This is a genomic window from Nocardia carnea, assembly GCF_029868325.1.
GTDB lineage: Bacteria > Actinomycetota > Actinomycetes > Mycobacteriales > Mycobacteriaceae > Nocardia > Nocardia carnea_C.
In genome coordinates this window covers 1-13,467 of the sequence record NZ_JARWNW010000103.1, presented here as the reverse complement: position 1 = coordinate 13,467, position 13,467 = coordinate 1, and the positions used below count along the sequence as shown (strand labels likewise).

The 13,467-nt window shown below is 68.1% G+C and carries 11 protein-coding genes and 1 tRNA gene; 4 read left to right on the top strand and 8 right to left on the bottom strand.

The window, feature by feature from the left end:
- Positions 1-167: 167 nt before the first annotated feature.
- Positions 168-491 (bottom strand): WhiB family transcriptional regulator, encoded by a 324-nt coding sequence (locus QH196_RS06920; RefSeq protein WP_062971942.1) that lies wholly within the window; start codon positions 489-491, stop codon positions 168-170.
- Positions 492-909: 418 nt separating this feature from the next.
- On the opposite strand from QH196_RS06920, the gene QH196_RS06915 reads away from it, so the two are divergent.
- Positions 910-3,228 (top strand): penicillin-binding protein, encoded by a 2,319-nt coding sequence (locus QH196_RS06915; protein WP_432278060.1) that lies wholly within the window; start codon positions 910-912, stop codon positions 3,226-3,228.
- A gap of 31 nt (positions 3,229-3,259) precedes the next feature.
- Here QH196_RS06915 and QH196_RS06910 read toward each other — a convergent pair whose 3' ends face one another.
- Positions 3,260-3,724: a GatB/YqeY domain-containing protein gene (locus QH196_RS06910; RefSeq protein WP_280414914.1), complete on the bottom strand. Its 465-nt coding sequence runs from the start codon at positions 3,722-3,724 to the stop codon at positions 3,260-3,262.
- Positions 3,725-3,928: 204 nt separating this feature from the next.
- Here QH196_RS06910 and QH196_RS06905 point away from each other — a divergent pair, with 204 nt between their 5' ends.
- Entirely contained in the window at positions 3,929-4,888 is a 960-nt protein-coding gene (locus tag QH196_RS06905; RefSeq protein WP_280414913.1) for a metallophosphoesterase, read from the top strand.
- 85 nt (positions 4,889-4,973) lie between these two features.
- Positions 4,974-5,047, top strand: a tRNA-Pro gene (locus QH196_RS06900).
- Between the two features lie 31 nt (positions 5,048-5,078).
- Here the strand turns inward: QH196_RS06900 and QH196_RS06895 are convergent.
- Positions 5,079-5,687: a TetR/AcrR family transcriptional regulator gene (locus tag QH196_RS06895; RefSeq protein ID WP_280414912.1), complete on the bottom strand. Its 609-nt coding sequence runs from the start codon at positions 5,685-5,687 to the stop codon at positions 5,079-5,081.
- Positions 5,688-5,793: 106 nt separating this feature from the next.
- Here QH196_RS06895 and QH196_RS06890 point away from each other — a divergent pair, with 106 nt between their 5' ends.
- A complete protein-coding gene (locus QH196_RS06890) occupies positions 5,794-7,053 on the top strand; it encodes an FAD-dependent monooxygenase (RefSeq protein WP_280414911.1) in 1,260 nt (419 codons plus the stop codon).
- Between the two features lie 413 nt (positions 7,054-7,466).
- Here QH196_RS06890 and QH196_RS06885 read toward each other — a convergent pair whose 3' ends face one another.
- The 5 genes from QH196_RS06885 to QH196_RS06865 all read right to left on the bottom strand — a co-directional run bounded on the left by QH196_RS06885 (position 7,467) and on the right by QH196_RS06865 (position 13,222).
- Entirely contained in the window at positions 7,467-8,765 is a 1,299-nt protein-coding gene (locus QH196_RS06885; protein ID WP_280414910.1) for a glycerate kinase family protein, read from the bottom strand.
- Between the two features lie 33 nt (positions 8,766-8,798).
- Positions 8,799-10,328, bottom strand: a complete 1,530-nt coding sequence (locus QH196_RS06880) for an SLC13 family permease (RefSeq protein WP_280414909.1) — start codon at positions 10,326-10,328, stop codon at positions 8,799-8,801.
- A gap of 193 nt (positions 10,329-10,521) precedes the next feature.
- A complete protein-coding gene (locus tag QH196_RS06875) occupies positions 10,522-11,184 on the bottom strand; it encodes a response regulator transcription factor (RefSeq protein ID WP_280414908.1) in 663 nt (220 codons plus the stop codon).
- Between the two features lie 3 nt (positions 11,185-11,187).
- Positions 11,188-12,603: a sensor histidine kinase gene (locus tag QH196_RS06870; RefSeq protein ID WP_280414916.1), complete on the bottom strand. Its 1,416-nt coding sequence runs from the start codon at positions 12,601-12,603 to the stop codon at positions 11,188-11,190.
- Positions 12,604-12,763: 160 nt separating this feature from the next.
- Complete coding sequence (locus tag QH196_RS06865; RefSeq protein ID WP_280414907.1) at positions 12,764-13,222, bottom strand: hypothetical protein; 459 nt, start codon at positions 13,220-13,222, stop codon at positions 12,764-12,766.
- Positions 13,223-13,467: the final 245 nt, after the last annotated feature.

Below are 13,467 nucleotides of genomic sequence, written 5' to 3'. Positions count from 1 at the left end.
ACCTGCGCACCAAAGGAGCGCACCACATCCTCACCAAAGTGGAGCGGCTCACCGCCGCCAGCGGAGTGGAGGGTCGCGCCCCGCTGTTCTCCCCCCCTAAATACCGCGCCCGCTTTATTTCGTTATATCCCCCCCCCGGGGGGCCGGTCGTCCAATAGGGATACGGGTTACATCGCCATCTGGTGCTGGCGCTGGGCGTGGAAGAAATCCGCCCAGGAGGTCACCTCGGGATGCTGTTTGAGCAGCGCCCGCCGCTGCCGTTCGGTCATACCACCCCACACTCCGAACTCGACCCTGTTGTCCAGTGCGTCCGCCCCGCACTCCATCAGGACCGGGCAGTGCCGGCAGATCGTCGCCGCCTTGCGCTGTGCCGCGCCGCGTACGAACAACTGATCGGGATCGACTTCCTTGCATCGGGCCTGGGAAACCCAGGCGATCCTTGCTTCGGCCTGCTCTACATCCAAGCGAGCGACGGGGGTTGTCATATGCATTTGGTGTGCCCCTTTGCCAGTCCGAACACCGGGTCACGGCGCTCCGGAATCGCGTGTACTCCGCAGCAACCCGAACCCCGCTGCGAAGTGCACCACATTCCACATTGAGTGTTAGCTCTATCACACTGAGCTCTCAATCTAGGTAAAGGTATGCCGCGAGCGCAAGACCGGATGATGACTTTTTGGTACGTCCGTCCCTGCGACCCGGTGGCCGTTGCCCGCCCACACGGCCGAATACGCACGTCAGGCGGGTTCCCTCGGATCGGCCCCCACATCGGCGAATCCGGATACACAACACCGGATGTCCACACTCCACGGACGCCGGACGGCCACCCTCTACCCTGGTGCTGTGCCGATCACACGTGCGCTCCTCAAGCTGGCGGGCAGCTGTGTACTCGCCTCCGTACTCGTTGCCGGAATGTTGTTCCCGGTCGCCGGAGGTTTCGGTTTCGTCTCGAACCGCGCCGCCGACGCTGTCGACAACGTGTCGGCGGAACTGGTCGAGGGAACCGTGCCGGCCGTCTCCACCATGGTGGACGCGGCCGGTAACCCCATCGCCTATCTGTACGAGCAGCGCCGCTTCGAAGTGCCCAGCGACCAGATCTCCAACGATATGAAGCTGGCCATCGTCTCCATCGAGGACAAACGCTTCGCCGACCATCACGGTGTGGACTGGCAGGGCACCATCCGTGCCTTCCTCACCAACACCAGCAGCGGCGAGGTACAGCAGGGCGCCTCCACGCTGGACCAGCAGTATGTGAAGAACTTCAACCTGCTGGTGGTCGCGAAAACCGATGCCGAACGCCGGGCCGCCATCGAAACCACTCCCGCGCGCAAGATCCGCGAGATCCGCATGGCGCTGACCCTGGACAAGGAGCTCAGCAAGGACGAGATCCTCACCCGGTATCTGAACCTGGTCCCGTTCGGTAATTCGTCCTACGGCATCCAGGACGCCGCCCAGACCTACTTCGGTATCGACGCGAAGGACCTGAACGTCGCGCAATCGGCGATGCTCGCGGGCATGGTGCAGAGCAGTTCGAAACTGAACCCCTACACCAACCCGGAAGGCGTCACCGACCGGCGCAACATCGTCCTGGACACCATGATCCAGAACATCCCCAGCCGGGCCGAGGAGTTCCGGGCCGCGAAGACCCAGCCGCTGGGTGTGCTGCCGGAACCGAAGGGTCTGCCGCAGGGCTGTATCGCCGCTGACGACCGCGGCTTCTTCTGCGATTACGCGCTGCAGTACCTGGCCGAGGCCGGGCTGAGCCAGGAGCAGATCCAGAAGGGCGGATACCTGATCCGCACCACGCTGGACCCTGTCGTACAGGACGCGGTGAAACGTTCGCTCGCCGAGCACGCCGACCCGCATCTGCCGAATATCGCCGAGGTCATGTCACTGATCGGCCCGGGTAAGGACAAACATCCGCTGCTGGCGATGGCCAGCAGCCGCACCTACGGCCTGGACCGGGAGGCACACGAGACACTGCTCGCCCAGCCGTACTCGATGGTCGGCGACGGCGCGGGATCGGTGTTCAAACTGTTCACCACGGCGGCAGCGATGGAGAAGGGGATGGGCATCAACGCCCAGCTCGACGTGCCGTCCCGGTTCGACGCCCGCGGGATGGGTAACGGCGGCGCCCCCGGGTGCCCGCCCGCCACCTACTGCGTCGAGAACGCCGGTAACTACAAGTCGCCGATGTCGGTGACCGAGGCGCTGGCCACCTCCCCGAACACCGCCTTCGTGAAACTCATCCAGGCCGTCGGCGTGACCCCGACTGTGGATATGGCCGTCCGGCTCGGCCTGCGCTCCTACACCGAGCCCGGCACCTCCGGCTTCGGCAACCAGAGCCTGGCCGACATGATCAAGGGCCAGAACCTCGGTTCGTTCACTCTCGGCCCCGTCGCGGTGAATCCGCTGGAGCTGTCGAATGTGGCGGCCACCCTGGCGTCCGGCGGGACATGGTGCCCGCCGTCACCCATCGCCGAGGTGATCGACCGGTACGGCAAACCGGTACCGCTCACCGAACAGGCCTGCGAGCAGGTCGTCGAACCGGGGCTGGCCGATACCCTCGCCAATGCGATGGGCAAGGACCACGATCCGGGCGGTACCGCCGGTGCCGCCGCCGCGGCGACCGGCTGGCAGGGGCCCGTGGCCGCGAAAACCGGGACCACCGAAAGCCACCGCTCCTCGGCATTCGTCGGTTTCACCAATTCGATGGCGGGCGCGGCCTACATCTACGGTGACAGCCCGACCCCCGGCGAGATCTGTTCCTTCCCGCTGCGCAACTGCCCGGCCAGCGACGCCAACGGCCTGTTCGGCGGTAACGAACCGGCCCGGAGCTGGTTCCAAGCCGTCAAGGAAGCCTCGGTGAACTACCCGCCGCCGGCCCTGCCGCCGGTGGACGAGAAGTATGTCCGCGGCGCGGAGAACGCCCAGGTCCCCGATGTGGTCGGGATGACGGCCGGCGAGGCGACCGGCGCGCTCACCGGCGCGGGCTTCAAGGTCACCTCGGTGACGTCGCCGGGCTCGGCGCCGAAGGGCACCGTCACCGGGTCGACACCGAACGGTTCGGCGATTCCGGGATCGCAGGTGACGATCTATCTCAGCGACGGCACCATCCGGCAGGCGCCCGAGCCGGGACGCCCGCCCGCCTCGACACCGAACGCCCCGGGGCTGCCACCGCTGCCGCCGTTCCTACCGCCCATCCCCATTCCGGTACCGATACCCCGATGATCTCCGGCGGTGACGGCGCGGCGCACAACGCCTAGAGCCGCGCCTTCACCGCCGCCGAGATCCGGGAACCGTCGGCCTTCCCGGCGGCCAGCCCGGTCGCGACCTTCATGACCTGCCCCATCTGCCGCTTACCCGGCCGCTCCCCCAGATCCTCCGCGACCTGGGCGATCGCGGTATCGGCGAGATCGGCGACCTCTGCGTCGGTCAACTGGGTGGGCAGATATTCGTCGATGACCCGCGCCTCGGCATGCTCGTTGGCTGCCAGCTCGCCACGCCCGGCCTGGGTGTAGACCTCCGCGGCCTCGTTGCGTTTCTTCGATTCCTTGGTCAGCACCGCGACGACCTCCGCATCGGAGAGTTCCCGGGCTTCCTTGCCGGCCACCTCGGCTGTCTGCACGGCGGCGAGCAGCATCCGCAGCGTATTGAGCCGCAGCGTGTCCTTCGCCTTCATCGCGGCGGTCATATCGGCGCGTAGCCTCGTTTTCAGTTCCGACATGCGCGCAACGGTAGCCGCTGCACCTCGCCACGCCCATCGGATTATCCCTGCGCGCCGGGCGTGTCCACCCGCGGTTATCGCATTGTTTCCCAAGGCCACAGGCCCGGTGGAGGCGAGGATGAGCAGGTAATCCGCCTGCTACTGCACCGTAACTGTGGTTCAACACGCTGCGCACTGCGCCTGCTGGTCACCTATGCTGGGCAAATGCCCGTGATCTCGACGTCGGCCCTGCGCCGGACCGCGTTCGGCGCAGCCGGAGCCGCGGCTGCCGGAGTCGGCTACGCCTCACTGATCGAACGCAATGCCTTCGTTCTCCGCGAAGCCACCATGCCGGTACTGCGGCCGGGTTCCGCCCCGCTGCGGATATTGCATATCAGCGATCTGCACATGACCCCCGGGCAGAAGCTCAAACAGCAGTGGTTGCGGGAGCTCGACCGCCTGGAGCCGGACCTGGTGATCAACACCGGTGACAATCTGTCCCACCAGAAGGCCGTACCGGCGGTGGTGCAGTCGCTCGGCCCGCTGTTGTCGCGCCCCGGTCTGTTCGTATTCGGCAGCAACGACTATTTCGCGCCGGTGCCGAAGAACCCGCTGAAGTACTTCGACAAGAATCACAAGCGAGTGCACGGTGCCCCGCTGCCGTGGAAGGATCTGCGGGCAGCGTTCACCGAACGCGGCTGGCTGGATCTCACCCATACCCGCCGCGATATCGAGGTGGGCGGTATCCGGATCGCCAGTGCGGGCGTCGACGACCCGCATATGCAGCGCGACCGCTACGACACCATTGCCGGCGCCCCCAATCCCCTGGCCGATCTGCGGCTCGGTCTCACGCATTCGCCGGAGCCGCGGGTCCTGGACCGCTTCGCCGACGACGGCTACGACCTGGTCCTCGCGGGTCATACGCATGGTGGCCAGCTGTGCCTGCCCGGTTACGGCGCTTTGGTGACCAACTGCGATATCGACCGCTCCCGAGTGAAGGGGCCGTCCAAATGGGGCGCCCACACCCGGCTGCACGTATCCGCCGGTATCGGCACCTCACCGTGGGCGCCCTACCGTTTCTGCTGCCGCCCGGAAGCGACTCTGCTCACCCTGGTGGCAGTGCCGCCGAAGAAGCCGGCCACCGATTCCGGCCACGTCTCGACCTCACAGGCAGTGGCCGGATAGGTCCTCGGCACCGGGAAAACCGGCCTCGAGCTGCCGGTTTCTTTTCCGGACCGGACCTGGGGTAAGCTACCTCAGGTCCGCTTCACGGGGTGTGGCGCAGCTTGGTAGCGCGCTTCGTTCGGGACGAAGAGGTCGTGGGTTCAAATCCCGCCACCCCGACTCGTGTGGTCGAGACACGATTGACCCCTGATCAGTTCTTCTGGTCAGGGGTTTTCTCGTGTCCGGGCCTGTTTCCCGCGGTCAGCGCGGATAGCGCCGCGGCGAGTTCCGCGCCGGTGGGCAAGGCGCCTTCCGGATGGCTCATCCATTGCATGACCAACCCATTGAGCAGGATCATGTAGAGCCCGCCGAGGGCGCGGGCGTGGGCAGGGTCCAGTTCCGGATGGATTTCGGCCAGCGTGGCCGCGATTTCGGTGGCCCCGGTTTCGCTCAGCTCCCCCATACGTACTTGTTCGCTGGGTGTCCGGTGGACCCTGACCAAGTTCTCCACACTCGCTACCAGGACTTCCCGGTTGCGCTCGAACAACTCGGCAATACCGTCCCAGACCTGCGGAAACGCGGTGGCGGGCGATTGCCCTGCGGTGGCACGGATCCGGCGTTCGAGGTCGTCGCCGATCACCCGGCCGGTCTCGTCGGTGAAGGCTTCGGTGAGCAGCCGGTCCTTGGATCCGAAGTGGTAGCCGATGGCGGCGAGACTCACGCCTGCTTCGGTGGCGATATCCCGGGCTGTGGTCGCGGCGAATCCGCGCTCGTAGATGCAGGTGCGCGCGGCAGCCAGCAGGTCCTCCTTGTTTCCCATGAGAACACCCTAACCGTTCGTCTTAGACATTTGTTCTAGACAATCGTTCTACGCTTGTGTTAGACATTTGTCTAAGACATTCGAACAAGAAATCAGCGAGGAACCGATGACCACACGCTCCCGTGCCGCCACCCCCAGAGTGCTGATCTCCGGCGGCGGAATCGCCGGCAACGCCGTCGCCCTGCAACTGTCCCGAGCCGGGATCCGGCCCACCGTGATCGAACGTGCACCCGCTCCCCGTCCCGGCGGTCAGGCCGTCGACCTGCGTGGTCCCAGCCGGACCGTCGCCGAGCGGATGGGCCTGATGCCCGGAATCCACCGGCACCGGCTCGACGAACGCGGCATGCTGCATGTCGATACCGCAGGACAAGAGATAGTCCGTATGCCCGCGGACCTCTTCGGCGGCAACGGCGCGGTTGCCGAAGCCGAGATAACCCGCGGCGATCTGAACCAGGTTCTGCTGGATGCGATCTCCGATGCCGCCGGTGCCCCCGGTAATCCGGGCGTCGACTACCGGTACGGGGAATGGATTCGCGACCTGCGTGAACACAGCGACGGCGTCCGGGTGGACTTCGCGTCGGGGGCCACCGCGGAATTCGACCTGGTGATCGGCGCCGACGGCCTGCACTCGGCGACCCGCCGGCTGGCATTCGGACCGGAAGACCAGTTCAGCACCTACCTCGGCGCCTACACGTCCTACTTCACCATGCCGACCCCGGCCGGAATCGAACCGCACTGGATGACCATGTATTCGATGCCCGGCGGAATCGTGGCCGGGCTGCGTCCCGATGCCGATCCGGCCACCGCCAAGGCGATGGTCATCATCCGGACCGATCCGGACCCGGCGCTCCGGCGCAATATCGCGGCCCAGCAGGAACTCATCCGCGCGAGCCTGGCCAGCGGCGGCTGGAAGACGGCCACCATCCTCGACGCGATGAACCGGGCCGAGGATTTCTATTTCGACGAGATCGCGCGGATCACGATGCCGCACTGGACCACCGGACGGGTGGCACTGGTCGGCGACGCCGGCTACTGCGGGTCACCGCTGAGTGGCCAGGGCACAGCGATGGCGCTGGTGGGCGCCTACGTACTGGCCGGGGAGATCGCCCGCACCCCGCACGACCCCACCGCCGCTCTCACCCGCTACACCGAAACCCTGCGGCCGTTCGTCGAAACCGCACAGCAATTGCCGCCGGGCGGAGTGAAAGGAATGGCCCCACGGACCAAAGCCGGTATCCGGGCCGCCCACGCTTTCGTCCGTCTCACCACCTCACGGATGATGCAGCCGCTGATGACCCGCATGCTTTCGGAGACCGAGAGCTACACCCTCCCGGAATACCCGGCGGCGCAACCGGTACCCGACTGATACCCCCGCCCGCCTCGGCGCACCCAGCACCGACCTCGCGCGGCAGCCGCGCCCGGCCAACCAGCGCACACCGTTGGTGCCGGTGACGATCCGTAGTGCGCAGCCGCCCCGCTGACTCGCACTCGTCGAACGACACGGCCTGACATCGCGGCGTCTGCGCATACCGCACCGACTGCCGATCGGCTGTGTGCGGGACGCCATATCCGCGATCCTTCACCAGCACAGGCACCGCATAAGGCGTGCTCGGTGCACAGGCCCCTCGCGCAGTGCGAACTACCGTTTCAGGCGACGTGAGTCGGTGTCCGAGACTTTCCCGCGGACGACACCGCACGTGTGTTGCACCGGGCAGGCCGCAAGTGCAGCGGTACTCCGACCGGCTCGTGTCCGCGCTTTCCACCTGCTGCGACGTCACCTCACCGGTTTTGCCCACGCGCCCGGCCGCGGGCGGCGGGGATGCGAGGTCCGGTGGCCCGGCGGGCGCCGAAAGCGGCGGGACGGGCGGGACGGTTCGCAGCGCGACCTATCCGCACCGAGAGCGCTCCGCCGACCAGCAGCATCCGCATCATGCGTTCGGCAGCGTCGGTGAGCAGTCGTTCGGCATCCGCCACCGCATCGGCGAGGGCCATGGGCACCGGGATGATCGAGGCGATGGCGCCGATGCCGACCTCGTGGACCGACGGCGCGCCCTCCCCCAGCGAACCGGCCAGCGCGACCACCGGCACCCCCTGCGCGCGGGACCTGCGGGCAATTTCGGCCGGCACCTTGCCGTGTGGGGTCTGCAGGTCGATCGCGCCTTCCGCGGTGATCACCAGGTCCGCCAGGCCGATCCGGCGGTCCAGATCCGCCCCGGTGAGGCCGGAGTCCAGCAGTGCGTCGAATCGGGAGCGCAGCGTCGCGCCCGCTCCGCCGGCCAGCCCCGCGCCGAGTCCACCGGATGCGCCGGTCACCGGTCCGGTGCGGAGATCGCCGGTTGCCCGGCCGTCGCGTTCGAGTATCGCCGCCCAGTTGTCCAGCGCGCGCGACAGCGCTTCGACCTGCGCGGGTGTGGCTCCTTTCTGCGGTCCGAACACGCGCGCGACACCGCGGGGCCCGCAGAGCAGGTTGTGCGGATTACCCGCCACCACGATTTCGGCGCGGGGCAGCCCGGGGTGCAGGCCGGACAGGTCGAGCCGAGCGGCTCGCGCGAGTTCGTAACCGCCGCTGCCTATTTCGCAGCCGGATCCGTCGAGGATCCGCGCACCCAGCGCTTGTAGCGCACCGGCGCCGCCGTCACAGGTGCCGGAATCGCCGCAGCCCACCACGATCCGCTCCGCGTCCGAATCCAGCGCCGCGGCGATGAGCTGCCCGACCCCGGTGGTCGTGGTGGCGCCCGGATCTCGGCGGTCGCGCGGTACCTGCCGCAGCCCCGCGGCGGCGGCCACCTCGACCACGGCCGTCTTCGCCGCCGGGAATCCGAGCCGGGCCCACTGGGCGCGCACCGGGATGTTCACCGGCCCGGTGACGTCGAGATGATGCAGTGTGCCGCCGGTCGCGGCGGCGAGCATGGCGGCGGTACCTTCGCCACCGTCGGCGATCGGGGCGAGATCGACGTGCACACCGGGCAGCACCCGGCGCAGACCCGCGGCGATGGCATGCGCCACGGATTCTGCTCCGAGACTTTCCTTGAAACCGCTGGGTGCCACGAGGATGCGCTGCGGAACGGTTACCGACATGGTGGTGCCTTTCGAGAGAGCCGACCACTCGGGTCAGGGGGAAGGACTCAGACCCAGCTGCGGCCAGACCCAGACCGCGAACGCGAGGAGTAACGCCACCGACAACGGGGCGAGGACAGCGGAGTAACGCAGTAGGTGTTCGGGCCGGTACCCCGGAACGGTGTCGGATGCGGCGAAAACGGCCATCGGTTTCGCCGAACTGGTCATGGTGTGGCAGAACCCCGCTGCCGCCGTCGACAGGAAGGCCGCCGCGGCCGCATCCACGCCCACCGCCGGGGCGGTCGCGACGATGATCGGCACGAGCACGGCCGAACGGGCCGAACGCGACTGGATCATCAAGTGGGCGAGCAGGGATACGACCACGGTCAGCGCCAGGAAAACCGCACCGGCAGCGGTCCCGAGCGAACGCACCGGATCGAATACGAGTCCGGCGAGCCAGGCCGACGCACCGGTGGTCGTGAGGGCGATACCCAGGCACAGGGTGGCGGCCATGAACAACAGCAGAGTCCACGGGATCGTTTTCGCGGCGGCGGGCAGTGTGGTCCCGCCGATCCGCGGTGCGGTCGCGAGCAGGGCGCCGAGTACGGCGACCACCGCCGGGTCCACACCGTGCAGCGCCTCGGTGCACCACAGCACCACAACGGCCGCGAGCACCCCGAGCACCCGGCGCTGAGGTGCGGACAGCGGCCCCCGCACGTCGGCGCCCACGGATTCGGCGAAGGCGGTCGCCGGCACGGTCAGCGGTGTGCGGCGCTCGGCGCGGTCGGCGAACAACGCGAGCGCGATCTCCGCGGCCAGGTGCGACCACACCACCGCGAGCGGGAGACCGAGGATCAGCCACTGCACGAAGTGGTAGCCCTCACCGGTGGCAGTCGCGACGATCTCGCTGGTGATGAGATGTGCACCCGCTCCGAGAAACGATCCCACCGCGGAGAACAAGATGACCGAAGGGATCCCCACCGCGAGCGCCAGCACCAGCTGGGGCCGATATCGCAGCACGGTGGCGAGGGTCAGGAAAACCGGAAGCGCCAGCGCGGCACGACCGGAGGTCGCCGGAATCGCGAACGTGGTCACCAGCAGGACGGCGGTGAGCAGATGCATCAGCTGCCGCGGAGTCCGGGCGAAGGTGAGAACCCGTGCGGCGATCCGCGCCGACAACCCGGTCGCGGTGACCGCGGCCGCGATCACGAACGACCCCACCAACAGCCAGATCACCGAATCGCCGAGAGTTCCGGTGAACGTCTCGGTATCGATCGGTCCGGTGACGACGAGTGCCACCGCCGCACCGAGTGCGACATAGGTGTCGGGTACCGGCGCGAAAACCCACATCCAGATGGCGGCCACGAACACCACGAGCGTGATCAGGGCGTCACGGCCGAGGTCACCGGCTGCCGCGGCGGCGAGAAAGCCCAGGCACACAAGGATTCCCGCAATCGCCGCCAGTAGCGGTGCCCACGCGGGCTTACGTGCGGGCGAGACGGCCGACGGGCGCCGGCGCGGTACGGTCCGGAATTCGGTGGCTTCGACGGTCTCCCCGCCGTCCACTACCGGGCTTCCTGCCACGCCGCTACGCGAAATCTCGCTGGGTTCCTGCTTCACCGGCCACCGCCGGAAAGAATCCTGGTCCGCCACGGCCGCCACCGGCGTTCGACCGCTCCGTCGATCCGGCGGCGAAGGCACCGGATCACATACAGCCCTGTACCGGAAGGTGCCACCCCGGCCCGGAACGTCCGGATTTGCACTGTACGTTTCGCCGTCACGAGAGCCGGTATCCCATTCCGCGCACCGTCTGCAGGCGCTGGGCGCCGATCTTGCCGCGCAGCGCCCGCACGTAGACATCGACCACGTTGGAGGCGGGGTCGAAATCGTAACCCCATACCTGCCCGAGGATCTGCTCTCGGCTCAGCACCTGGTCGGGGTGCCGCAGGAACACCTCGAGCAGGCCGAATTCGCGGGCGGTGAGATCCACGGTCCGGCCGTCGACATGTACTCGCCGGGCGCGTAGGTCGAGACTGAGACCATTGTGCGACAGGGAAGCCGACGGCGCGCCCGCGGTCGTATCGTCCTGGAGGCGCAGCCGTACCCGCGCGAGGAGTTCGGCGAATTGGAACGGTTTGGTCATGTAGTCGTTGGCGCCGCCCTCCAGCCCGGCGACCGTATCGTCGACACTGTCGCGGGCGGTGAGCACCACCACCGGGGTCCGCACGCCCTCCCCGCGTAACCGGCGCAGCACGGTGAATCCGTCCATCGAGGGCAGTCCGATATCGAGGATCACCATGTCGAAGGCCCCGGAACGGGCCATCAGCAACGCGGTTTCGCCGTCGCCGACATGCTCGGTGGTGTATCCGGCGGCCCGCAGGCCTTTGCCGACGAACGACACGATGTGCACATCGTCCTCGGCGATCAGGATCCGGCTCATCTCCTACCCCTTGCGTTCGTTCGGATCGGCGGTGTCGCGGTGTGCGGGATATACCGGGTCGGCCGGCAGGTCGAGACCGAACGTGGCCCCGTCGCCGGGCACACTGCGCACCCAGGCCGACCCGTGGTGGGCGTCGGCGATCGCGCGCACGATGGCCAGGCCGAGACCCGCACCGGACCGCCGATCCGCCCCGGAACTATCGGCCGGACGGCCCCGCCGGAACCTTTCGAAGATCACCGGCGCGTCTTCCGGCGCGACCCCCGGCCCCTGATCCGATATCCACAACGACAGGGTGCGATCCGGTGCGGTCCCGGTGTACCGGGATCCCAGCTGCACGGTCGTCCCGTCCACCGAATGCGCGACCGCGTTCGCCGCGAGCTGCAACATCGCCTGGGTGACCCGCTGCGCGTCGATCCAGGCGGTGCCCTCGGCCACCTCCATCAGATGCCAGCGCCGCTCCCCGAGCGGTTGCACCTTGGATTCGATATCCAGCATGGTCTGCGCGATATCGACCGGGCGGCGTACCACGAAATCCGGTTGTTCGGCCTTGGCCAGCATCAGCAGGTCGGAGACCAGCCGTCCCATCCGGTTCAATTCGGAATCGACAAGGGCGAGCGTGCGCCGCCGTTCTTCGGGGTCCTCGGAGAGCAGTTCGAGATGGCCCCGGACCACCGTGATCGGCGTGCGCAGTTCGTGGCCGGCGTCGTCGACGAACTGCCGCTGGGTCGTATAGGCGTGTTCGAGGCGGTCGAGCATATCGTTGAAGGTCTCCGCCAGCGCCGCGATATCGTCGCGGCCCTCCACCGGCACACGGGCGGTGAGATCCGTTTCGCCGATATCGGCGGCCACCGCCCGCACGGTGCGCACCGGCAGCAGGATGCGTCCGGCCACGAGGTAGGCGACCCCGGTGGTCAACGCCAGCCCGGCCAGCGATACCGCGGCGATGGTGCGCATCGTCCGGTCCACACCCGCGCGCCCGACTTCGGTGAACACGGCCACCACGAACGATCCCCGATCGGCCCCGGATTCGACGTCGACCCGGCCCCACCGCATCTCCCCAGCCGGGGAGTCGACCACCCCTGAGGTCCGGCCGGCGGCAGCTGTCGCGGTGAACAGGCCCGGATCACCGGCCACCGGCACGGGCAGGTCGCCCCGGATACCACCGAGCTGCCTACCGTCCACGACCCCCACCATCACCTCGCCCTCGATCGGCGACTGCCGCAAAAGGTAGGTCTCGAGCAGCCTTTCCACCGAGGTGAACGGCTGCGTGGTGGTCGGGTCCACTCCCTCGGCGGCGAAGGTCCGGAATTCGTCCGCTTCCTGCGCGATATCGGCGTTCGCCCGGGTGTTCACATCGCGCAGCAGCAGGTTGCGGGCGGTCACCAGCACCACGACCAGCAACAGGAAAGTCGTGAGCATGATCCATGCGGTGATCTTCCAGCGGGCCGGCAACCGGGAGCCGCGCCGCCGGAGTATCCGCGAGCCGGCCACTGCCGGGCGGTGATCGCCGGCGTCGGTTTCGGGCGCTGGTTGCCGCAGGGCCGGCTCCGTGGTATCGGCGGGACGCGTGGGGTCGAGATCAATCATCGTCGCCGGACGACCCATCCGTGCCGGGCTGGTCGTCCGCGTCGTCGTCGAATCCGTCGTCGGCATCGTCATCGCCCTGTTGCGGTTCTGGTGCCGGAGCAGCCGGTCCGGGCGGCGGAGCCATAGGCGCCGGAGCCACCGGGGCAGGCGCGGGCGCAGGACCCGGGGGTTCCGGTGCGGGAGCCGCGCCGTCCGGAGCCGGCGGCGCGCCACCCGGACCCGGCTCCGGTGGCGGTACCGCACCCTCCGGCGCACCCGGTCCCTCACGGCCCGGATCCGGACCGGCGTCCGGCGCGGCGGGCGATTCCGGTCCGTCCGGCGCCACACTCACCGACACCGAGGACGGATCGAGCTCCGGTTCCGGCGACCGGGTCAGGGCGAAGCTCACCAGCACCACGGCGGCGGCACCGGCGAGAACGAGGGCGGCGGCGAAAGAACGAGAACCGGACATAACAGCCACTATGCCCAACGCTGATGACCCGCCCGTGAGGCGTAGATGAGGATTTCTTCATCACAGTCGCGTTCGACCGGCCGGACGATTCGACACTGTCTCGTCCGGCCGGCCGCTGTTCGCAGGCGCTGCCGTACCGATTCTCGAACGGTTACCTTTCGCGGTGCCGGACCGGCGGACGACTGTGCGCCCGATCCGCCACTGAGCATCCGGAAGAGCCGTACGGTGCGACGGCTGCCGACCGG

Coding starts and splice junctions, on each gene's coding strand:
- QH196_RS06920 (WP_062971942.1), bottom strand. CDS start 491: ATGCATATGACAACCCCCGTCGCTCGCTTGGATGTAGAGCAGGCCGAA.
- QH196_RS06915 (WP_432278060.1), top strand. CDS start 910: ATGTTGTTCCCGGTCGCCGGAGGTTTCGGTTTCGTCTCGAACCGCGCC.
- QH196_RS06910 (WP_280414914.1), bottom strand. CDS start 3,724: ATGTCGGAACTGAAAACGAGGCTACGCGCCGATATGACCGCCGCGATG.
- QH196_RS06905 (WP_280414913.1), top strand. CDS start 3,929: ATGCCCGTGATCTCGACGTCGGCCCTGCGCCGGACCGCGTTCGGCGCA.
- QH196_RS06895 (WP_280414912.1), bottom strand. CDS start 5,687: ATGGGAAACAAGGAGGACCTGCTGGCTGCCGCGCGCACCTGCATCTAC.
- QH196_RS06890 (WP_280414911.1), top strand. CDS start 5,794: ATGACCACACGCTCCCGTGCCGCCACCCCCAGAGTGCTGATCTCCGGC.
- QH196_RS06885 (WP_280414910.1), bottom strand. CDS start 8,765: ATGTCGGTAACCGTTCCGCAGCGCATCCTCGTGGCACCCAGCGGTTTC.
- QH196_RS06875 (WP_280414908.1), bottom strand. CDS start 11,184: ATGAGCCGGATCCTGATCGCCGAGGACGATGTGCACATCGTGTCGTTC.
- QH196_RS06870 (WP_280414916.1), bottom strand. CDS start 12,603: ATGCTCACGACTTTCCTGTTGCTGGTCGTGGTGCTGGTGACCGCCCGC.
- QH196_RS06865 (WP_280414907.1), bottom strand. CDS start 13,222: ATGTCCGGTTCTCGTTCTTTCGCCGCCGCCCTCGTTCTCGCCGGTGCC.